At 72.7% G+C, this 20,030-nt stretch carries 16 protein-coding genes; 11 read left to right on the forward strand and 5 right to left on the reverse strand.

Annotated elements, in window-relative coordinates:
- Nucleotides 1-4: 4 nt before the first annotated feature.
- Nucleotides 5-1,033, reverse strand: coding sequence for a heme/hemin ABC transporter substrate-binding protein (locus tag KV557_RS29435; protein WP_218204564.1), 1,029 nt, complete (start codon nt 1,031-1,033; stop codon nt 5-7).
- Nucleotides 1,034-1,204: 171 nt separating this feature from the next.
- Here KV557_RS29435 and KV557_RS29440 point away from each other — a divergent pair, with 171 nt between their 5' ends.
- Together KV557_RS29440 and KV557_RS29445 are read left to right on the forward strand one after the other, a co-directional pair.
- Nucleotides 1,205-2,689, forward strand: a complete 1,485-nt coding sequence (locus KV557_RS29440; RefSeq protein ID WP_218204565.1) for an HtaA domain-containing protein — start codon at nt 1,205-1,207, stop codon at nt 2,687-2,689.
- A gap of 55 nt (nt 2,690-2,744) precedes the next feature.
- Entirely contained in the window at nt 2,745-4,364 is a 1,620-nt protein-coding gene (locus KV557_RS29445) for an HtaA domain-containing protein (RefSeq protein WP_218204566.1), read from the forward strand.
- A gap of 69 nt (nt 4,365-4,433) precedes the next feature.
- Here the strand turns inward: KV557_RS29445 and KV557_RS29450 are convergent, their stop codons facing one another.
- Together KV557_RS29450 and KV557_RS29455 are read right to left on the reverse strand one after the other, a co-directional pair.
- On the reverse strand, nt 4,434-5,102 hold the full coding sequence (locus KV557_RS29450; protein WP_218204567.1) for a biliverdin-producing heme oxygenase: 669 nt from the start codon (nt 5,100-5,102) through the stop codon (nt 4,434-4,436).
- 210 nt (nt 5,103-5,312) lie between these two features.
- Nucleotides 5,313-5,804: an inorganic diphosphatase gene (locus KV557_RS29455; protein WP_030244505.1), complete on the reverse strand. Its 492-nt coding sequence runs from the start codon at nt 5,802-5,804 to the stop codon at nt 5,313-5,315.
- A 76-nt stretch (nt 5,805-5,880) separates the two neighbouring features.
- On the opposite strand from KV557_RS29455, the gene dacB reads away from it, so the two are divergent.
- From dacB to folE, 6 genes are all read left to right on the forward strand, one after another.
- Nucleotides 5,881-7,548: a D-alanyl-D-alanine carboxypeptidase/D-alanyl-D-alanine endopeptidase gene (gene dacB, locus KV557_RS44200; protein ID WP_218204568.1), complete on the forward strand. Its 1,668-nt coding sequence runs from the start codon at nt 5,881-5,883 to the stop codon at nt 7,546-7,548.
- Between the two features lie 399 nt (nt 7,549-7,947).
- Nucleotides 7,948-9,132 (forward strand): zinc-dependent metalloprotease, encoded by a 1,185-nt coding sequence (locus KV557_RS29465; protein WP_218204569.1) that lies wholly within the window; start codon nt 7,948-7,950, stop codon nt 9,130-9,132.
- A gap of 309 nt (nt 9,133-9,441) precedes the next feature.
- A complete protein-coding gene (tilS, locus tag KV557_RS29470) occupies nt 9,442-10,569 on the forward strand; it encodes a tRNA lysidine(34) synthetase TilS (RefSeq protein WP_218204570.1) in 1,128 nt (375 codons plus the stop codon).
- 69 nt (nt 10,570-10,638) lie between these two features.
- Nucleotides 10,639-11,193: a hypoxanthine phosphoribosyltransferase gene (hpt, locus tag KV557_RS29475; RefSeq protein WP_030059589.1), complete on the forward strand. Its 555-nt coding sequence runs from the start codon at nt 10,639-10,641 to the stop codon at nt 11,191-11,193.
- A 225-nt stretch (nt 11,194-11,418) separates the two neighbouring features.
- Entirely contained in the window at nt 11,419-13,473 is a 2,055-nt protein-coding gene (ftsH, locus tag KV557_RS29480) for an ATP-dependent zinc metalloprotease FtsH (RefSeq protein WP_218204571.1), read from the forward strand.
- Nucleotides 13,474-13,593: 120 nt separating this feature from the next.
- On the forward strand, nt 13,594-14,199 hold the full coding sequence (gene folE, locus KV557_RS29485) for a GTP cyclohydrolase I FolE (RefSeq protein ID WP_218204572.1): 606 nt from the start codon (nt 13,594-13,596) through the stop codon (nt 14,197-14,199).
- Nucleotides 14,200-14,225: 26 nt separating this feature from the next.
- On the opposite strand, the gene KV557_RS29490 is transcribed toward folE, so the two are convergent.
- Together KV557_RS29490 and KV557_RS29495 are read right to left on the reverse strand one after the other, a co-directional pair.
- A complete protein-coding gene (locus KV557_RS29490) occupies nt 14,226-15,014 on the reverse strand; it encodes a ferritin-like domain-containing protein (RefSeq protein WP_218204573.1) in 789 nt (262 codons plus the stop codon).
- Between the two features lie 116 nt (nt 15,015-15,130).
- Nucleotides 15,131-16,285 (reverse strand): alpha/beta hydrolase, encoded by a 1,155-nt coding sequence (locus KV557_RS29495; protein WP_218204574.1) that lies wholly within the window; start codon nt 16,283-16,285, stop codon nt 15,131-15,133.
- Nucleotides 16,286-16,661: 376 nt separating this feature from the next.
- Between KV557_RS29495 and KV557_RS29500 the strand changes: the two genes are divergently transcribed.
- The 3 genes from KV557_RS29500 to KV557_RS29510 all read left to right on the forward strand — a co-directional run bounded on the left by KV557_RS29500 (nt 16,662) and on the right by KV557_RS29510 (nt 19,952).
- Complete coding sequence (locus KV557_RS29500) at nt 16,662-18,500, forward strand: phosphatidylglycerol lysyltransferase domain-containing protein (protein ID WP_218204575.1); 1,839 nt, start codon at nt 16,662-16,664, stop codon at nt 18,498-18,500.
- Nucleotides 18,501-18,568: 68 nt separating this feature from the next.
- Nucleotides 18,569-19,441, forward strand: coding sequence for a dihydropteroate synthase (gene folP, locus KV557_RS29505; RefSeq protein ID WP_218204576.1), 873 nt, complete (start codon nt 18,569-18,571; stop codon nt 19,439-19,441).
- 31 nt (nt 19,442-19,472) lie between these two features.
- A complete protein-coding gene (locus KV557_RS29510; protein WP_218204577.1) occupies nt 19,473-19,952 on the forward strand; it encodes a nuclear transport factor 2 family protein in 480 nt (159 codons plus the stop codon).
- Nucleotides 19,953-20,030: the final 78 nt, after the last annotated feature.

A 20,030-nucleotide genomic window follows, 5' to 3' on the forward strand; every position in this document is an offset into this window, starting at 1 on the left:
GTGCTCACTTGGCGTCCGCCGGGTAGAGCTGCTCGGCGATCTCGCGCAGCACCTGCGGGGTGCGCGGGCCGTAGCTGAGCAGCTGGCCGTCCTCGACGGAGACGATCCGGCGGTCGAGCCCGGCCGGGGTCTGCGCGACGCCGGGCAGCTTGAGCAGGCCGTCGACGCCGCCGACCGAGTCCAGGCCCTTGCTCATCACCAGGATCGCGTCGGGGGCGGCCTTGACCAGGGCCTCGCTGGTGAGCGGGGTGAAGTCGCCGGTGAGCCCGGCGGCCTTGCCGGCGTCCTCGCCGCCGACCGCCTCGATCAGCGAGGTGGCGCCGGAGGCCGGGCCGCCGAGGAGGTAGACGGAGGCGCTGCCGCGCAGGTAGAGGAAGGCGACCTTGGGGTGGCGGCCGGTGGCCGGCAGGGCGGCCCTGGCCGCGCCGATCCGCTGCTCGGTGCGCTCCTTCAACTGCCGTCCGGCGTCCGGGACTCCGAGGGCGGCGGCGACGGCGTCGATGCGCGGGCCGACGTCGGCGAGCTGCTTGGCGTCGTCCAGGACGAGCAGCGGGACGCCGGCCGCGCGGATCTGCGCGACGGCCTCGGCCGGGCCGGTCGAGCGGTCGGCGAGGACGACGGTGGGGTGCAGCGAGAGCACGCCCTCGGCGGAGACGTCGTGGGCCTGGGTGATCACCGGCAGCGCGGCGGCCTGCCGGAAGGTGGTGGAGACGTCCCGGGCGACGACCCTGGGGCCGAGGCCGAGGCTGAAGACGAGCTCGGCGAGGCTGCCGTTGAGCGGGATGATCCGGTCGGCGCTGGTGACGGTGATCTGGCGGCCGTCGGCGGAGACGGCGGTGGCCGGGAGTTGCGGGGTCGGCTCGGTGGGCAGCGGTTCGACCGCGTCGGGGGCGCGGGAGGGGCCCGCCGCGGCTGCTCCGTCGGACCCGGTGGCCGGGCCGCAGGCGGTCAGGGCGAGCAGCAGGCCGAGGGCGAGCAGCAGGAGGGCGGGCCCGCGGGCCGCTCGGGATCGGATCGTACTGCTGCTCAACATGCTTCCCTTCGCTGGGAGTTGTCGCCGCCTCGGCCCGGGTGGGGAAGGCGGCCGACGGGGACTCTTGACTCATATATTAGGTTAGCCTTACCTGAGTTTCGCAAGAGGGTCGGTGCTCCGCCGCGCCCTCCCCTTGCCGTGTCCCGATGTCGTGCCGAGGAGTGATCCGCCGTGCCCCTGCCCCACCGGCTCCGCCGCCTGGCCGCCGCCCTGGTGGCCGCCCTCGCCGCCCTGCTGGCGGTGGGCCTGTCGCCCGGCCCGGCGGCGGCTGCGGAGGGCAGGGTGTCCGGCGGGCGGCTCGACTGGGGCGTCAAACAGTCCTTCCTGACGTACGTCACCGGGCCGATCGCCAAGGGGAGTTGGGCGCTGACCGGGGGTGCGGCCACGGTCGGCGGCAGTACCTTCCGGTTCCACTCCGCGAACGGCACGTACGACCCGGCGACCGGCGCGCTGACCGCTGCCTTCTCAGGCGGGGTCCGCTTCACCGGGCACCAGGAGAACGGCGCCGACGCGCTCGACCTGAGCCTCGGCCGGGTCACCTTCCGGGCCGTCCAGGGCGGCGCGGCCGGGCTCTACGCGGACGTCAGCAGCAAGTCCAGGGAGACCGGCCAGGTCAGCAGCGCGAGCCAGGCCAAGCTGGCCGACCTCTCGCTGGCCGGCGTCGACCTGCGCGGCGCGGCCGGCACCCTGACGCTGAGCAGTGTGCCGGCCACCCTGACCGACGCCGGGGCGAAGGCCTTCGGCGGCTTCTACGCCGCCGGGACGGCCCTCGACCCGCTCGCACTCTCGGTCAACCTGCCTGCCGCGCAGCCGACTTCGGCCACACCAACGTCCAGCGCGGCGCCCTCTGTCGAGCCGGCCCCGACCGCCGCGCTGGCGGCCCCGGCCCCCGCGCGGACCGAGTTCGGCAACGGCGCCCTCGACTGGGGCGTGCGCCGCACCTTCCGCGACTACGTCACCGGCGCCATCGCCCAGGGCCGTTGGGAGCTCGGCGCCGGGGCCGCGGACGGCGGTGCGTTCTTCCGCTGGACCCCGGCCAAGGGCACGTACGACCCGGCGAGCGGCGACCTCACCGCCGCCTTCACCGGCACCGTACGCTTCACCGGCCTGCGCACCGGCGGGAGTTACGGCCTGGACCTCACCCTTGCCAACCCCGGCGTCACCGTGGCCGGCGGGCGGGGCCGGCTGGTCGCGGACGTCTCCGGCCGGACCCCGGACGGCGCCGGCCGGCAGCTCACCGGCGCCGAGCTGGCCGTCTTCGACCCGGTCGGCCTCAAGCCCGAGGGCGGTCTGCTGAAGGCCGTCGAGCTGCCGTTGAAGCTCACCGAGACGGGCGCCAGGGCGTTCGGCGGCCTCTACCCGGCCGGCACCGAGATGGACCCGCTGAGCTTCGCCGTCACCCTCGACCCGGCCGCCGCGCTGCCCCCGCTGCCGGACATCGGCAGCGCCCCGGCCGCCGCGTCGAGCCCGAGCGGGACCCCGTCCGCCGAGCCGGTCGCCGCGTCCTCGCCGGATTCCTCTGAGTCCTCGGACTCGTCGGGCGTCCCGGTGTCGGCCGTGGCAGGCGGCGCGGTGCTGGTGGCCGCGCTGGCCGCGACGGGCGGGCTGCTCGTCCGGCGCCGCCGCGCTGCCCCCGCTGCCGGGTCCGACGCCTGACGTCGGCGGCCGTCCCCCTCACCCTTTCCCGCCTCCCCCGAATGGAGTAACCACCATGTCCCGCAACCGCATCCGGCTGGCCGCCCTGCCCGCCCTGGCCGCCGCCACCGCCGGCGTCGGCCTGACCGCCCTCGGCGCCCCCGCGCTGGCCTTCGGCGCGGGCGGCCCGGGCAGCGTCACGTACGACACCGGCGCGCTGGACTGGGGCGTGAAGAGCAGCTTCCGCAGCTACGTCACCGGACCGGCCTCCCAGGGCGGTGCCGTCGAACTGACCGGCGGCGCGACGACCAACGCCGACGGCACGTTCCACTTCGGCCTGGCGAGCGCGAAGTACGACCTGACGACGCACGCGCTGAGCTCGTCCTTCGCCGGCGGGGTCCGCTTCACCGCCCACCACGGCGCGTTGGACATCGCGCTCAGCGACCTGAGGATCACCACTTCGGGGACCACCGGCACGCTCACCGCCGACACCGCGTCCAAGGAGTCGATGGGCGCCACCGAGATCACCCGACGGGACGACGTGCCGCTGGTGACGTTCACCGTCGGGCGGGACACCACCAACGGGTCGGCCACGGCCGCCAGGCTGACCGAGCAGGGGGCCAAGGCGTTCGCCGGCTTCTACCAGGCCAGGACGGAGATGGACCCGCTGTCGCTGCTGCTGAAGCAGAGCGCTTCGACGCCGTCCCCGACCGCCTCGCCCTCGGCCGCCTCCTCGGCGTCGGCCACGTCCACGGTCACGCCCACCGTCACGGCCTCGGCGAGCGCGACGACAACCCCCACCGGCTCGCCGTCCGCCACGCAGTCCCCGTCCGCGAGTGCCACCGCCACCGCAACCGCAACCGCAACCGCGACGCCCACCGCCTCCCCGACCGGGACGGCCACCCCCACGCCCACCGGTACCGGCCGGCTCGCCGTCGTGAACGGCACCCTCGACTGGACCGTCAAGGAGAGCTTCCGCACGTACCTCGCCGGCCCGATGGCCGCCGGCAAGGTCGAGTTCGGCGGTGGCGCGGCCGACTACCGCTTCGGTGGCGCCACCGGCAGCTACAACACCGCCGACCACTCGGTCGCGGCCGGCTTCAACGGCTCGGTCCGCTTCCTCGGCCACCCCGGCAAGGACGGCTACGCGCTCGACACCACGCTCTCCGAGCTGGGCCTGACGATCGACCGCGGCGGCGCCTTCCTGACCGCCGACGTGAACGGCAAGTCCCCCGACGGCAAGGCGACTTCGCTGAGCGGCGCACGGATCGCCAAGCTCGACCTGCCCAAGTCCGGTCTGGCGCCGGTCAACGGCGTGGTGACGCTCTCCGCCGTCCCGGCCACGCTCACCGCCGAGGGCGTGCCGGTGTTCTCCAACTACCCGGAGGGCACGGCCCTCGACCCGGTCAGCATCACGCTGGCCTTCGACAGGAACGCCCAGCTGCCGACCGCCCCGCCGGTCGGCGGGACGACCACCGGCGGCTCCAACGCGGCCGTGGGCGGCCAGGGTTCGGGTGCCGGCCCGGTCGGCGGCGCCTCGCTGACGACCTCCGGCCCGGGCGGCACCAGCGGTGTGCTGGCCGCGACCGGCTTCGGGGCCCCGGTGGTCCCGCTGCTGGCCACCGCCGCCGGTCTGCTGCTGGTCGGCGGCAGCGCCACCGCGCTGGTCCGCAACCGGCGCGGCGCGCAGTCCTGAAGCACCCCCGGGACGCGCGGCGGCCCCGGCGAGCACCCTGCTCGCCGGGGCCGTTCCATCGGGAACCGGCTACGCGCTCAGCGGGTAGCGCGCGTCCAGGTCGCGGAAGACCGCCCCGTTGAGGACGAAGGCGCGCTTGCACTCCTCGACCACCCGGCGGCGCTCCATCTCGTCCATCGCCAGCCCGGCCGCGTCCAGCTTCTCCCGGTACGCGCGCTTGAAGGCGGCCGGGTTCCCGACCTCCTCGAAGACGTAGAACCGCACGCCGTCGCCCTTGCGCTCGAAGCCCCAGGTCCTCTCGGCCACACCGCGGATGATCTGCCCGCCGGACAGGTCGCCCAGGTAGCGGGTGTAGTGGTGTGCGAGGTACCCGCCCGGCCACTCGGCGGCCAGCGCCTCCACCCGCGCGACGTACGCGGCAGTGGCCGGCAGCGGCGCCAGCCCGTCCCGCCAGTCCGGCCCGCGCAGGTGCGCCAGGTCGGCCTCGATGGCGGCGGTGCGCAGCAGCGCCCGGTCGATGAACGGCCCGGCCAGCGGGTGCTCCGCCAGCTGCTCCGCCCGGGCCTCCAGCGCCCGGTAGACGTACCAGAGTTGGCCGGTGAGGTCGGCGTAGGCCTCGATCCCGAGCCGCCCGTCGAGCAGGTGGCTCATGAACGAGGAGTGTTCCGCGGCCGCGTGCTCCTCGCTGCTCGCGGTGCGGAGCACGGTGGAGAACGGGACGGGCTCGGGCGTGGGCATGCGGCCTCCAGGGATCGGATTCGGCGCCGACGATTTTGGTTAGCCTAACCTAATCTCACGTCTTGCCGGCAGCCTGTCGGCAAAACCCACTCTCCGCCCGAACCCCGGAAACGGCAAAGGCCGGGGCCGCGGACGAATCCGCGAACCCCGGCCTCCGGCTGCCCCGACCTACCTCGAACTGTCCTGATCGAACGAGATCGGAACGACGGCTCAGTGACCGCCCTGCTCCGCCAGACGCTTGATCGAAGCGGTGACCTCGGCCTCGGCCTCGGCGCGGCCGACCCAGTTGGCGCCCTCGACGGACTTGCCCGGCTCCAGGTCCTTGTAGACCTCGAAGAAGTGCTGGATCTCCAGGCGGTCGAACTCCGACACGTGGTGGATGTCCCGCAGGTGCTCCCAGCGCGGGTCGGTCGCCGGGACGCACAGCAGCTTGTCGTCGCCGCCGGCCTCGTCGGTCATCTGGAACATGCCGATCGCGCGGCACTTGATCAGGCAGCCGGGGAAGGTCGGCTCGTCCAGGATCACCAGCGCGTCCAGCGGGTCGCCGTCCTCGCCGAGCGTGCCCTCGACGTAGCCGTAGTCGGCCGGGTAACGGGTCGAGGTGAAGAGCATCCGGTCGAGCCGCAGACGGCCGGTCTCGTGGTCGACCTCGTACTTGTTACGAGAGCCCTTCGGGATTTCGATAAGGACGTCGAATTCCAACGGTTCCTCCAAGGTAGGGACTGACAGAATCCAAGTGTCTCCTACGGGAGTGAGTGCTCGGGAAAGGGGCCGGTCGGTGGGAGCTGGGGTGGGGGCGGGGCGCCGCCGCAGGGGGACGGCCGCCGGGCTGTTCGGCGCGGCACTGCTGATGGCCGGAACGGTGCTGACCTCGGGCGGAGCGTATGCGCAGCCGTCCCCGCCCCCGGGCGGACACAGCGCCGGGCCCGGGGAGGACGACGGCCGGGAGGGCGACAAGAAGGGCGACCACGGCAAGGGGGGCCAAGACGCCGGGGACCGCGGGAAGGGGGACCACGGGAACGGCAAGCGCTCCGGCGACGACGGGAGCCGGCACCCGGCCGACCCGGGCGCCTCCTCCGGGCCCACGGGTGCCGGTGGTGCTGCTGGGGCCGCTGGTGGCGCGTCCGCGCCGAGCGGCAGTGGGTCTCCCGTCGCCCGGCCGGCCCCCGCGGCCGCCACCGTCCTGGCCTCCGTCGACGCCGGCCCCGCCGCCGGACTGCCCACCACCCAGGGGCTCCAGCAGGCGCTCGCCGCGGCGCTCGCCGACAAGAACCTCGGCACCGTCACGTTCGCCGTCGCGGACGCCGCCGGCGACCAACTCCTGTACGGCTCGGGGGAGAACACCCCGGCCACCCCCGCCTCCACCACCAAACTCGCCACCTCCATCGCGGCCCTCTCGCTGATCCCCGGCGACACCCGGCTGACCACCCGGGTGGTCAAGGGCGCGAATCCCGGCGAGATCACCCTCGTGGGTGGCGGCGACCCGACGCTCACCGCGCTGCCCGCCGACCAGGTGCAGATCGGCGGCCTCCCCGCCGACGCCGACACCACCCCCGCCTCGCTCGACGCGCTCGCCCGGCAGACCGCCGCCGCCCTGAAGGCCGCCGGCACCACGACGGTCAAGCTCGACTACGACCTGTCCCTGTACGCGGGCAACCCTCAGCACAAGAACTACGACGCGGCGAACATCCCGCTGGTCGTCCCGCTGATGATCGACGAGGGCAAGATCGACCCGAAGAGCCGCGAGGATGCGCCGGCCCGTGTCGCCGACCCGGCCGGCGCGGCCGCCGACGGCTTCGCCGCCCTGCTCAAGGCCCAGGGCATCACCGTCGACGGCAAGGCCAAGCTCGCCGCCGCGCCGGCCGCCGCAACCGCGCCGGTCCTCGGCCGGGTCGACTCGCCGACCATCGCCCGGCTGGTCGAGCGGCTGCTCACCACCTCCGACAACACCCTCGCCGAGGCGATCGCGCGTCAGGCAGCCCTCGCCGCCCACCAGCCCGCCGGCTTCGAGGGCGCCGCCACCGCGGTGAAGCAGGAACTCACCCGGCTCGGCGTGCCGATGGCCGGCGTGGTCCTCAACGACGGCAGCGGCCTGCACCCCGACAACGCGATCCCGCCGGCCGTCCTGGTCCAACTCCTCGCCCTGGCCGCCTCCGACCAGCACCCCACCCTGCGCCCGGTCCTCACCGGCCTCCCCATCGCGGGCTTCACCGGCACCCTCGGCAAACGCTTCGGCACCGGCTCGGGCGCGGCCGACGCGGCGGGCCTGGTCCGCGCCAAGACCGGCACCCGCCGCGGCGTCAACACCCTCGCCGGCACCGTCGTCGACGCCGACGGCCGCCTCCTCACCTTCGCCGTGATGACCCGCACCGACGCCGACGCCGACGCCGCTCGCGCCGCCATGGACCGTATCGTCGCCCGCCTGACCACCTGCGGCTGCCACTGACCCGCAGCCCTCCGGCTCCCCCCTCCCTGCCTCAACTTTCGCTGCGCGCGGGAAACCGCGCGCAGCGAAAAACCCCCACCCGCAAGCAGCGGTCCAAGCCGCCCGTGGCGCCCCCCGGAGCAGTGTTCGCCCAGGCTGCCAGCGATGCTGCTCGTGCCGCTCCGGGGCGTACTGCTGCCCGGCCCGGATCCTGCGGCTGTCGCCGACTCCACGGCAACGGGGGTTGAGAGCAGGGGAGTTGGCAAGGTTGGCGGCGGGCTGTGGGGCTGGGCGGGGGGTGCCGGCCGTCGGCTCATGGTTGTCGGGCCGGGGTCGGTGGGCAGGGGCAGGGGGCGGGCCGGGTGGGTTGGTCGGGGTGGGTGGCTCCCTCAGGTGGTCGGGAGCACGTACGGTGAGGGCATGACGAGCGCGAGTGGCGGTGCGGACATGGTCGACTGGAATCTCGCGGTCGCAACCGCGACCAGGCTGGTGCGGCCGGGGCCGGAGGTCAGTCGGGCGGAGGCGGCGGCTGTGGTGGCCGAGCTGCGCCGGCATGCGCTGGAGGCGGAGGAGCACGTCCGGGCGTTCACCGGGATGCGGTCGACGAGTCTGGTCGCGGCCGCCGCGACGCCCGTGCTGGTGGTGGACCGGCCCGGGTGGGTGCGGGCCAATGTGGCGGGGTTCCGCACGATCGTCCAGCCGCTGGTGGAGAAGCTGCAGGCCCGCCGGGCGAACAGTCCGACGGCGGGTGTGTTCGGCTCGGTGGGGGAGAAGGCCACCGGCATCGAGGTGGGTGCGCTGCTGGCGTTCCTGGCGTCGAAGGTGCTCGGCCAGTACGAGACCTTCGCCCCCGCGGAGCCCTCGCTGGAGGCGCCGGACAGCCCGGCCGCCCTGTTCGACAAGCCGCGTCTCGGTCCGGACGGGCCGGGCCCGGGCCGGTTGCTGCTGGTGGCGCCGAACATCGTGCACGTCGAGCGGGAGCTGGACGTCGACCCGTCCGACTTCCGGCTCTGGGTCTGCCTGCACGAGGAGACCCACCGCACGCAGTTCACGGCGGTGCCGTGGCTGCGTGACCACATCCAGTCCGAGGTGCAGTCCTTCCTGGCCGAGACGGACGTCGACCCGGGCGCCCTGCTGGACCGGCTGCGGGACGCGGCGGGCGCGCTGGGCGGCGGACTGCCGGGGGTCGGCGGCCGGGAGCCGGCCGGCGGCACGGCGTCGACCGGGCTGCTGGAGATCGTCCAGTCGCCCGCGCAGCGCGAGATCCTGAGCCGGCTGACGGCGGTGATGTCGCTGCTGGAGGGCCACGCGGACGTGGTGATGGACGGCGTCGGCCCGGCCGTGGTGCCGACCGTGGCGGAGATCCGGGAGAAGTTCCAGCAGCGCCGGGACCGCGGCGCGAACCGGCTGGACCTGGTGCTGCGCCGGCTGCTGGGGATGGACGCCAAGCTCCGCCAGTACCAGGACGGCGCGGTGTTCGTCCGGGGCGTGGTGGAGCAGGTCGGCATGGCGGGTTTCAACCGGGTCTGGACGTCCCCGAACACCCTGCCGACCAAGGAGGAGATCCACGACCCGGCCGCCTGGGTCGCCCGCGTCGCCCGCTGACCCGGGCCCGGGCCCGGGCCCGGACCGGGACCAAGGACGTGGACCCGGGCCCCGACCTGGACCGCCGCCGGTCGGCGGCGGTCAAACCCGTTCGTACGAGTGGTCCAATCGGGCGGACCGACGGTGAAGATACGTTTCTCCATTCACCCGAACGTGGGACGGTGGTCGTACCGGTGGCGCGGGTGGCGTAGCGGGTCGCTCCTTTCTGCCACCATCTGTGAGCGCCCGGTAACACGGTGCTCACAGAGTGCGCGGTCCCTGCCGCGTCCACAGTCGTCCTGTCCCCCCTCCGCCGAGGAGTCGTCCGCCGTGGGCCCACACCCCGCCGTCGCCGCGATACGCCTGGCCGTTCGCCGCACGCTCACCGACCTCGCCACCGAGGCCGGTACCACCTTCACCGCGCCCGAGCGCGAGCCCCGCGAGCGCCCGGCCGGGGCGCCGCTGGTCGGTGCCGCCGTCGGCACCACCCTGATCGGCAACGCCGCGCGCCACCCGTCCGGTCTGCCCCGCACCCCGGCCGCGCCCGGCTCGCCGCTGGTCCTGGTCGCCGTCAGCGGCGGCGCGGACTCCATGGCGCTGGCCATCGCCGCCGCCTTCGAGGCGCCCAAGATCGGCCTGCGCGTCGGCGCCGTCACCGTCGACCACGGCCTCCAGCCAGGATCCGCCGACCGTGCCGCCCAGGTGGCCGAACGGCTGCGCTCGCTGGGCCTCGACCCCGTCGAGGCGATCCCGGTCCGGGTCGGCCGCGACGGTGGTCCGGAGGCCGCCGCCCGGGACGCCCGCTACGCCGCCCTGGACGAGGCCGCCGAGCGCCACGGCGCGATCGCGGTGCTGCTCGGCCACACCCGGGACGACCAGGCCGAGACGGTGCTGCTGGGCCTGGCCCGAGGCTCGGGTGCCCGTTCGCTGGCCGGCATGCCCGCCCAGAAGGGCCGCTACCGCCGCCCGCTGCTGGAGCTGGACCGGGCCGCGACCCGGCAGGCCTGCTCCGCGCAGGCGATCCCGGTCTGGGACGACCCGCACAACTGTGACCCCGCCTACACCCGCTCCCGGGTGCGCCACGAGGTGCTGCCGGTGCTGGAGAAGCACCTGGGCGGCGGCGTGGTCGAGGCGCTGGCCCGTACCGCCCGGCTCTTCCGGGACGACGCCGACGCGCTCGACCAGTGGGCCTCGCTGGCCGAACGCGACCTCCGGACGGGCGAAGGCGCCCTGGACGCCGTGAAGCTGGCCGAGCTGCCACCCGCGGTCCGCCGCCGGGTGCTGCGCCGGGCCGCGCTGCGGGCGGGCTGCCCGGCCGGCGACCTGTTCGCGCGGCACCTGGAAACCATCGACCTGCTGATCACCGGATGGCGTGGCCAGGGGCCCCTGCACCTACCCGGGGGCGTCGAGGCCACCCGCAGGTGTGGCACGCTGGTCTTTCGGCGGCAGGGCGACTGACGGGCAGGCATGCCCGGGGAGCCGGACCGCCGGCCACACAGACCCCGAACGTTTGAGGACGTATCCCCGGTGGACCAGAACGACATGGGCGCTGACCTCGCGAAGGTGCTCATCAGCAAGGACGAGATCGACGCCAAGCTCCTGGAGCTGGCCGAGCGCATCGACCGGGACTACGCAGGCAAGGACCTGCTGATCGTCGGCGTCCTCAAGGGGGCCGTGATGGTCATGGCCGACCTCGCCCGGGCCCTGCACTCGCAGGTCACCATGGACTGGATGGCCGTGTCGTCCTACGGCATGGGCACCAAGTCCTCCGGTGTGGTGCGGATCCTCAAGGACCTCGACACCGACATCGCCGGCCGGGACGTGCTGATCGTCGAGGACATCATCGACTCCGGTCTGACGCTGTCCTGGCTGCTGGGCAACCTGGGCTCGCGCGGCCCGGCCTCGCTGGAGGTCTGTACCCTGCTGCGCAAGCCCGACGCGGCCAAGGTCGAGATCGACGTGAAGTACGTCGGCTTCGACATTCCGAACGAGTTCGTGGTGGGCTACGGCCTCGACTACGCGGAGAAGCTGCGCAACCTGCCGTTCATCGGCACCCTCGCTCCGCACGTCTACGGCGGCTGAGAGCCCGTTCGGGCTACGGGCGGGAACAGTAGGTTGTTCTCGCCCGTTGGACGGGGGGACAAAGAACAAAGCTGTGTCGCTGTGCTCCCGCCATGGGTGGGTCCGACTGCGGTACGGTCCAATAAACCGCTCTTCACATGAGCACCGATTCGGATTGCGCCGCGGCCCACAGCCCTACGGCGCCGTTGAGTGGCAGGAGGGACGGGGCGGCAACGCCCCGCATGGATGGACGTCAAGCGATACTTCCGTGCGCCGATCATGTGGATCGTGCTGGCCGTCCTCGCCGTCATCGTCTTGATGCAGGTCGTTTCGGATTCGAACGGCTACAAGACGGTGGACACCGGTCAGGTGGTCGCGGCGATCGACGCCAAGCAGGTCAAGTCCGCGCAGATCACCACTGGTGACTCGAACACGATCAAGATTCAGCTCAAGGACGGCGCCACGCTGTCCAACGCCGGTACGGGCAAGACCCCGTCCGGCAGCAAGTTCCAGGCCTCGTACATCGGCGACCAGGGTGTCGCGATCGCCGACAAGCTGCAGGCGCAGATCAACGACAAGGACCCGAACACGCTGTCCGAGGGCTACACCATCAGCCCGGAGAAGCAGAGCACCTTCGTCAGCCTGCTGCTGTCGATGCTGCCCATCGTGATCATCGTCCTGGTCTTCCTGTTCCTGATGAACCAGATGCAGGGCGGCGGCTCGCGGGTCATGCAGTTCGGCAAGTCCAAGGCCAAGCTGCTCACCAAGGACACCCCCAAGACCACCTTCGCGGACGTCGCGGGTGCGGACGAGGCGGTCGAGGAGCTCCACGAGATCAAGGAGTTCCTGCAGGAGCCGGCCAAGTTCCAGGCCGTCGGCGCCAAGATCCCCAAGGGCGTGCTGCTCTACGGCCCGCCCGGTACCGGCAAGACCCTGCTGGCGCGTGCCGTCGCGGGCGAGGCCGGGGTGCCGTTCTACTCGATCTCCGGCTCGGACTTCGTCGAGATGTTCGTCGGTGTCGGTGCCAGCCGGGTCCGCGACCTGTTCGAGCAGGCCAAGGCGAACGCCCCGGCGATCGTCTTCGTCGACGAGATCGACGCCGTCGGCCGGCACCGCGGTGCGGGTCTCGGTGGCGGCCACGACGAGCGCGAGCAGACCCTCAACCAGCTGCTGGTCGAGATGGACGGCTTCGACGTCAAGGGCGGCGTGATCCTGATCGCGGCGACCAACCGCCCCGACATCCTGGACCCGGCGCTGCTGCGCCCGGGCCGCTTCGACCGCCAGATCGCGGTGGAGCGCCCCGACCTCCAGGGCCGGCTGGACATCCTCAAGGTGCACCAGAAGGGCAAGCCGATCGCGCCCGACGTCGACCTGTCGGCCGTCGCCAAGCGCACCCCCGGCTTCACCGGCGCGGACCTGTCGAACGTCCTCAACGAGGCCGCGCTGCTGACCGCCCGCTCGGACAAGAAGCTGATCGACAACGGCATCCTGGACGAGGCGATCGACCGCGTCGTGGCCGGTCCGCAGAAGCGCACGCGGATCATGTCCGACAAGGAGAAGAAGATCACCGCGTACCACGAGGGCGGTCACGCCCTGGTTGCGGCGGCCTGCCAGTACAGCGACCCGGTGCACAAGATCACCATCCTGTCCCGCGGCCGGGCCCTCGGCTACACGATGGTGCTGCCGGACGAGGACAAGTACTCCACCACCCGCAACGAGATGCTCGACCAGCTGGCCTACATGCTGGGCGGGCGCGCGGCGGAGGAGCTGGTCTTCCACGACCCGACCACCGGTGCCTCGAACGACATCGAGAAGGCCACCGCGACGGCCCGGGCCATGGTCACCCAGTACGGCATGACCGAGCGCCTCGGCGCGATCAAGTTCGGCAGCGACAACTCGGAGCCGTTCCTGGGCCGTGAGATGGGCCACCAGCGCGACTACTCGGAAGAGGTCGCCGGGCTGGTCGACGAAGAGGTCAAGAAGCTCATCGAGGCCGCGCACAACGAGGCCTGGGAGATCCTGGTCGAGAACCGTGACGTGCTCGACAACCTGGTTCTGGAGCTCCTGGAGAAGGAGACCCTGAACAAGGAGCAGATCGCCGAGATCTTCGCCCCGATCGTCAAGCGTCCGACCCGGCCGGCCTGGACGGGCTCGTCCCGCCGTACGCCGTCCACCCGGCCGCCGGTGCAGTCGCCGAAGGAGCTGGCGCTCACCAACGGCTCCGCCGTCGGCGACACCGTTCCGGTCGACGTCGTGAAGCTCCCGCCGCTGCCGGCCGTGGAGCCGCCGACCGAGGGCTGATCCCGGGCCTCAGGACGGGCCTCAGGACGGAATGGATGCCGCGTCACCAGGGTTTGTACCCTGGAGGCGCGGCATCCGTGCTGTTCGCAACGTCGTTCCCCCTGAGTAAGCGAGGCCCGCATGATCGACCCGGTGACGCTCGACGGTCCGCCCGCCGTCGGGATCTTCGACCAGAAGCGGGCCGAGAACGCCATCCGCGAGCTGCTGCTCGCCGTGGGTGAGGACCCGGACCGCGAGGGCCTGCTGGAGACCCCGGCCCGGGTCGCGCGTGCGTACAAGGAGATATTCGCGGGCCTCTGGCAGGAGCCGGAGGACGTCCTGACGACCACATTCGACCTCGGGCACGACGAGATGGTGCTCGTGAAGGACATCGAGCTGACGTCCGTCTGCGAGCACCACCTGGTGCCGTTCCGCGGCGTGGCGCACGTCGGGTACATCCCGTCCACCAGCGGCAAGATCACCGGCCTGTCCAAGCTGGCCCGGCTGGTCGACGTCTACGCCCGCCGGCCGCAGGTGCAGGAGCGGCTGACCAGCCAGGTCGCCGACGCGCTGATGCGGATCCTGGAGCCGCGCGGCGCGATCGTGGTCGTCGAGTGCGAGCACATGTGCATGTCGATGCGCGGGATCCGCAAGCCGGGCGCCAAGACCATCACGTCCTGCGTGCGCGGGCAGCTGCGCGACCCGGCCACCCGGGCCGAGGCGATGAGCCTCATCATCGGGCGATAGGGGCATCGGCCGCCGAGGGGGCCGCTTCAGAGCACCTTGTGCTCGACGTGCGGCGGGGCCGGGGTGCCCAGCGCGTTGCGGCGCTCGGGCATCCGCAGCGTCACCATCCGCCGCCAGCCGAACGCGCGGTCGTACAGGTAGAGGGCGTGCACCCCGAGGGTGATGAGTGCCACCTGCCAGCGCGGCCAGCGGAGGATCTTCGCCATCCGGGATGTCACCGCGAGGCCGACGTCCCGGTGGGTGCGGATCTCGCCGCGGGCGCTGGTCTCCAGGGTGTGCCGGATGTACGGGCCGTGGCCCTCGGCCCGCAGCCGCAGCAGCTCCTCGTGGCAGTAGGCGAGGTGGTTGTCCTCGTCGGCGGAGATCATCCGCATCGCCCGGCCGAGGTCGGGGTTGTCCCCGTACACCTTGACCAGCTGGCGCATCTGCTCGGCGGCGCGCTGCTCGGTGACCCGGCTGTGCGCGAGGTAGGTGATGATCTCGCGGTCGGTCAGCGGGACGTCGCTGTTCAGCCGTTCGTGGGACAGGCCGACGCCCTGGGCCTCCAGCAGCATGCAGTAGTCGGCCTCGGTGGGGACGTCGACCTTGGGCAGGCCGCGCTTGTTCAGCAGTTGGGTGAAGATCCGGCCGTGCTTTCGCTCGTCGGCGCCGTGCCGGGCGACCTTCGGGGCGAGGACCGGGTCCCGGGTGAGTACGGTGATCCGCTCGTTCTCCCAGCCGCCCTGGTCCTCGCCGCCGGCCGCGATGCTGCAGAACAGCTGGTAGGCCTGGTCGTTCCGGTAGATCTCGGTGAAGAGCGAGCGGGTGCTCAGCACGGCGCCTCCTGCGCGGATCCGGGGCGGCGCCCGCCAGGGAGTCGGACGGGCGGCCGCGATACGTTCCCCCGAGCCGCCGGCCGGGGCGGGGACCGGCGGGTAATCACTCGCACGCGCTATCCGAGGTGCGTGCCCGCCCATTCGAGCGAGGCCGGGAGCTCCCGGACCCAGCTGTCGAAGTTGTGGCCGCCGTCGTCGAGGTAGAGCGAATCGACCTTGAACTGCGGGTTGGCCGCCGCGGCCTGCTCGGCCTGCTCGACGAACTGGGCGGTCTGCGGGTAGTCCGGCTCCTTGCGGGTGGAGACCACCAGCATCGACAGGGCCGGCGCCGGGAGGTTCTGCAGCCGCCAGGCGAGGTCGCTCTGCTGCGCCAGCGCTTTGTCGCCGCCGAACAGGCTGCCGCCGGTGAACTGGTCCTCGTGCACGTTGAAGTCGCCGTGCAGGCCCACCGAGGTCCCGTAGACGCCGGGGAAGCGCATCGCCAGCCGCATCGCGCAGCTGCCGCCGGTCGAGTAGCCGAAGACGCCCCAGGAGGCGGGTGAGCGGCCGATCCGGTAGGTGGTGCGCAGGGCCTCGGGGAGGTCCTTGACGAACCAGGACTCGGCGTGCGGGCCGCCGGGGACGTCCACGCACTCGGTGTTGCGCGGCGGGGCGACCGTCGGCCGGGTCAGCACCACGATGGTCGGCGGCATCTTGCCGTTCTTCTGCAGGTCCGCCGCGGTCTGGACGACCGGCAGCTCCTTCACCAGGTTGAGCGTCGTGCCGGGGAAGCCGGAGATGGTCACCAGCACCGGGAAGCGGACCAGGGCGAACTTCGGGTCGAAGTACTCCGGCGGCAGGTAGACGAACATCTGGTCGGACAGGCCGGTCTCCTTGCCGGTCACCCGGACCGACTCGACCTTGCCGGCCTCCTCGGGCGGGCCCTTGGGCAGGTCGTGGATGGTCTCCAGGCCGCCCTCGTTGGTGGGCTGGATCAGCGCGTCGGAGACCGGGGTGCCGCCCTTGTGGTTCTCGTTGCTGGTCAGCGTGAGCTTGGCGCCGCCGGGGTTGAGGAGGTCGTCCCAGGAGGTGTAGAACCCGAAGGAGTTGTTCACCGACAGCGCCAGCACGGCCAGGACCGAGGCCTGAGTGACCGTCAGCAGGCCGATCCGGCCGAGGACCGGCAGCGGGCGCTGCCTCGCGAGCCGGGGCCAGATCCAGAGGGTGGTGATGAGAGCCGCAGCGCCGAGTGCGAGCAGCGAGTTCACCAGCGCGTCGCTGGTCAGTTCCATGCCGTCGGCCTTCCGGTGGGACCCTGTCGGTGCACGCTTCATCGTCTGGCGGTCCGTCAGCCCGGGCCACCGCGGCTAGGCTGTCCGGGCGCCGGGGCAGGTCGGGAGGCCGGGGGTGATCGCAGGCAACCGGCGCCCTAGAATGCGGCGTCCACCGTACGTAATGCGTCCCGGAGGGCTTCGCCGCGCCACGCGGCGCCGGCCCCCGGCTCCCGCCCCCGGCTCAACCCGCAGCGCGCTCTCGGCACCGGTTTACCGTCCGTTTCCGGTTGCTTTGTGTGCGCATTGCCTGATGAAGGAATAGGCATGAAGGTCCATCACGCGTGCTCCCCCGGAGTGACCGGACAGCGCCCCGCAGCCTCTACGCTGAGCTTCCATGAGCGTTCCCGTGTCCGTTGAGCCGAGCCCCGAGCAGCCGCGCCGCCGCCGTGGCCTGCAGACGCTTCGCAACCAGGCCGCTGCCGTGCCGAGGGCCTGGCTCCCCGGCGCGATCGGCTACGCCTGTCTGCTGATCGGACTGGTGGACATCGCCAGCGCGGTGTTCCCCAAGCTCCGGCACAGCAAGATGCACAGCTTCGCCGGGCAGCTGCCGGGCGGGACGACCAGCCTGGCCGCGGTCGGGACGATGATGATCGGCATCCTGCTGGTGCTGCTCGCGCACGCGCTGCGCCGGCGCAAGCGGCGGGCCTGGCGGGCGGTCTGCGTCCTGCTGCCGGTCGGCGCGGCGCTGCACATCGTGCGCTGGCACCAGATCGGCCCGGCCGTGGTGTCGCTGGTGGTCTTCGCCGTGATGCTGGTGCACCAGCGCGAGTTCTACGCCAAGGCCGACCCGCGCACCCGCTGGCGCGCGCTGGTCAACCTGATCGCCATGGGCACCGTCAGCGGCCTGCTCGGCCTGCTGATCGTGAGCACCCGGACCAAGTACGAGATCGGCCACCCGGCCCTGTTCGAGCGCCTCCAGCACGTCGCGTACGGGCTGTTCGGCTTCGAGGGCCCGATCCGCTACAACAACGAGCGGATGTCCGACCTGGTCGCCTACCTGCTCGGCGGGCTCGGTCTGCTGACCGCCTTCACCACCGCCTACCTGGCGCTGCGCCCGGGCAAGCCGAAGCCCGAGCTCACCCCGGAGGACGAGGAGAAGGTCCGCGGGCTGCTCGACCGGCACGGCGAGCGTGACTCGCTCGGCTACTTCGCGCTGCGCCGCGACAAGAGCGTGCTGTTCTCGCCCACCGGCAAGGCCGCCATCTCCTACCGGGTGGTCTCCGGCGTGATGCTCGCCTCCGGCGACCCGGTCGGCGACGTCGAGGCCTGGCCGGGCGCGATCAAGGTGTTCATGGCCGAGGCCCGCGAGCACGCCTGGGTGCCCGCCGTGATGGGCTGCAGCGAGGTCGGCGGCGAGGTCTGGACCCGCGAGGCGGGCCTGGACGCGCTGGAGCTGGGCGACGAGGCGATCGTCGACACCAGCACCTTCTCGCTCGCCGGCCGGGCCATGCGCAACGTCCGCCAGATGGTCAAGCGGATCGAGCGCAACGGCTACTCCTGCAAGGTCCGCCGGGTCTCCGAGCTGACCGTCGAGGAGAAGTACCGGATCGCCGAGGCCGCCGCCGGCTGGCGCGGCACCGACACCGAGCGCGGCTTCTCGATGGCCCTCGGCCGCTTCGGCGACCCGCTCGACGACAACTGCGTCGTGGTCACCGCCCACAAGGACCCGGAGGAGGGCGAGAGCGGCGACGACCTGAAGGCCGTGCTGCACTTCGTGCCCTGGGGGCCGGACGGCATCTCGCTGGAGCTGATGCGCCGCGACCGCGCCGCCGACCCGGGCCTGAACGAGCTGCTGATCGTCGCCGCCCTCCAGGCCGTGCCCGACCTGGGCGTCCGCCGGGTGTCGCTCAACTTCGCGATGTTCCGCTCGGCGCTGGCCCGCGGCGAGCGGATCGGCGCCGGCCCGGTGCTGCGGGCCTGGCGCGGGCTGCTGGTGTTCCTGTCGCGCTGGTTCCAGATCGAGTCGCTGTACAAGTTCAACGCCAAGTTCCAGCCCGAGTGGGAGCCGCGCTTCCTGGTCTTCCCCAACACCCGGGACCTGCCGCGGATCGGCTTCGCCGCGATGCAGGCCGAGGCCTTCATCACCCTCGGCATGCCGCGTTTCGGCCGCAAGCGCCAGCGCGAGGGCCTGATGCCCGCCCCGGCCGCCCACGAGGTCACCGAGGCCGCCTGAGGCACCGCCGGACCGTCCGGGGCCCCCGCCGAGGATCCTCGGCGGGGGCCCCGTTCGATAATGAGGGCATGAGCAACTCGCCGTCCTTCTCGCTGCCGGCCGGACTGCCGCGGCTCGACCGCTGCGCCGTGATGGGTGTGGTCAACGTCACGCCCGACTCCTTCTCGGACGGCGGGCTGTGGCACGACCCGGCCCGCGCGATCGCGCACGGGCTCGCGCTCCGGGCCCGGGGCGCGGACCTGGTGGACGTCGGCGGCGAGTCCACCCGGCCCGGCTCGCAGCGGGTGCCCGAGGAGGAGGAGCTGCGCCGGGTGCTGCCCGTGGTGCGCGAGCTGGCCGAGGCCGGGGTGGTGGTCTCCATCGACACCATGCGTGCCTCCGTCGCCGAGCAGGCGGTGGCGGCCGGCGCCAGGCTCGTCAACGACGTCTCCGGCGGGCTCGCCGACCCGGCGATGGCCCGGGTGATCGCCGAGACCGGCGCGCCGTTCGTGGTGATGCACTGGCGCGGGCAGTCCGCCGACATGGACCGGCTGGCCGTCTACGACGACGTGGTGCGGGACGTCGTCGCCGAGCTGACCGCCCGGGTGGACGCGCTGCTGGCGGCCGGCGTCAAGGAGGACCAGCTGATCCTCGACCCGGGGCTGGGCTTCGCCAAGACCGCCGAGCACAACTGGGCGCTGCTCGGCCGGCTGGACGCGCTCACCGCGCTCGGCCGTCCCGTCCTCGTGGCCGCATCGCGCAAGCGGTTCCTGGGTACGCTGCTGGCCGACCCGGAAACCGGGGAACTGCGCCCGGCCAGGGAGCGCGACGACGCGACCGCTGCGGTGTCGGTGCTGTCGGCCCGGGCGGGGGCCTGGGCGGTGCGGGTGCACGACGTGTCCGGCACGGCGGATGCCGTCCGGGTGGTAGCGGCCTGGCAGCAGGCGGCCCGGCAGGGCTAGGACGGGAGGGTCTGTGGCAGGTGACGGCAGGGTGAGCGGCGCGGCGGCGGGACGAGCCCGCGAGGCGGACGTGGAGGCCGTGCTCGCGGCGAACCGGGCGCTCTACGAGGCGCTGGAGCGGGGGGACCTGGAGGCGGTAGAGGACGCCTGGCTGGGGGCCGCGGACGCGGACGACAAGGGCGGCGTGGTGTGCGTGCACCCGGGCTGGCCGGTGCTGCGCGGGCGGGCCCAGGTGACCCGGTCGTACATGCTGATCATGATGAACACGGAGTACATCCAGTTCTTCCTGACCGATGTCGAGGCCGAGGTGCACGGAGATGTGGCCCTTGTCACGTGCACCGAGAACATCCTCTCCGGCGGCGAGGCGGAGGAGGAGGGAGAACTCGGTCCGCTGGTCGGCGGAAAGGTCGTCTCGACGAATCTCTTCCGGCGCACCCCGGCCGGCTGGAAGCTCTGGTCGCACCACGGCTCACCCGTCCTGACCAGCGGCGACGAGGACGACGACGACTGACCGGGACGGCTCCGGCAATTCGCTGCCGGAGTGTCGTCCGGGAATTTCCGAGTGGTCACCGAACGTTCACGTCAATCG

It is taken from the genome of Kitasatospora aureofaciens (assembly GCF_019192735.1).
GTDB lineage: Bacteria > Actinomycetota > Actinomycetes > Streptomycetales > Streptomycetaceae > Kitasatospora > Kitasatospora aureofaciens_A.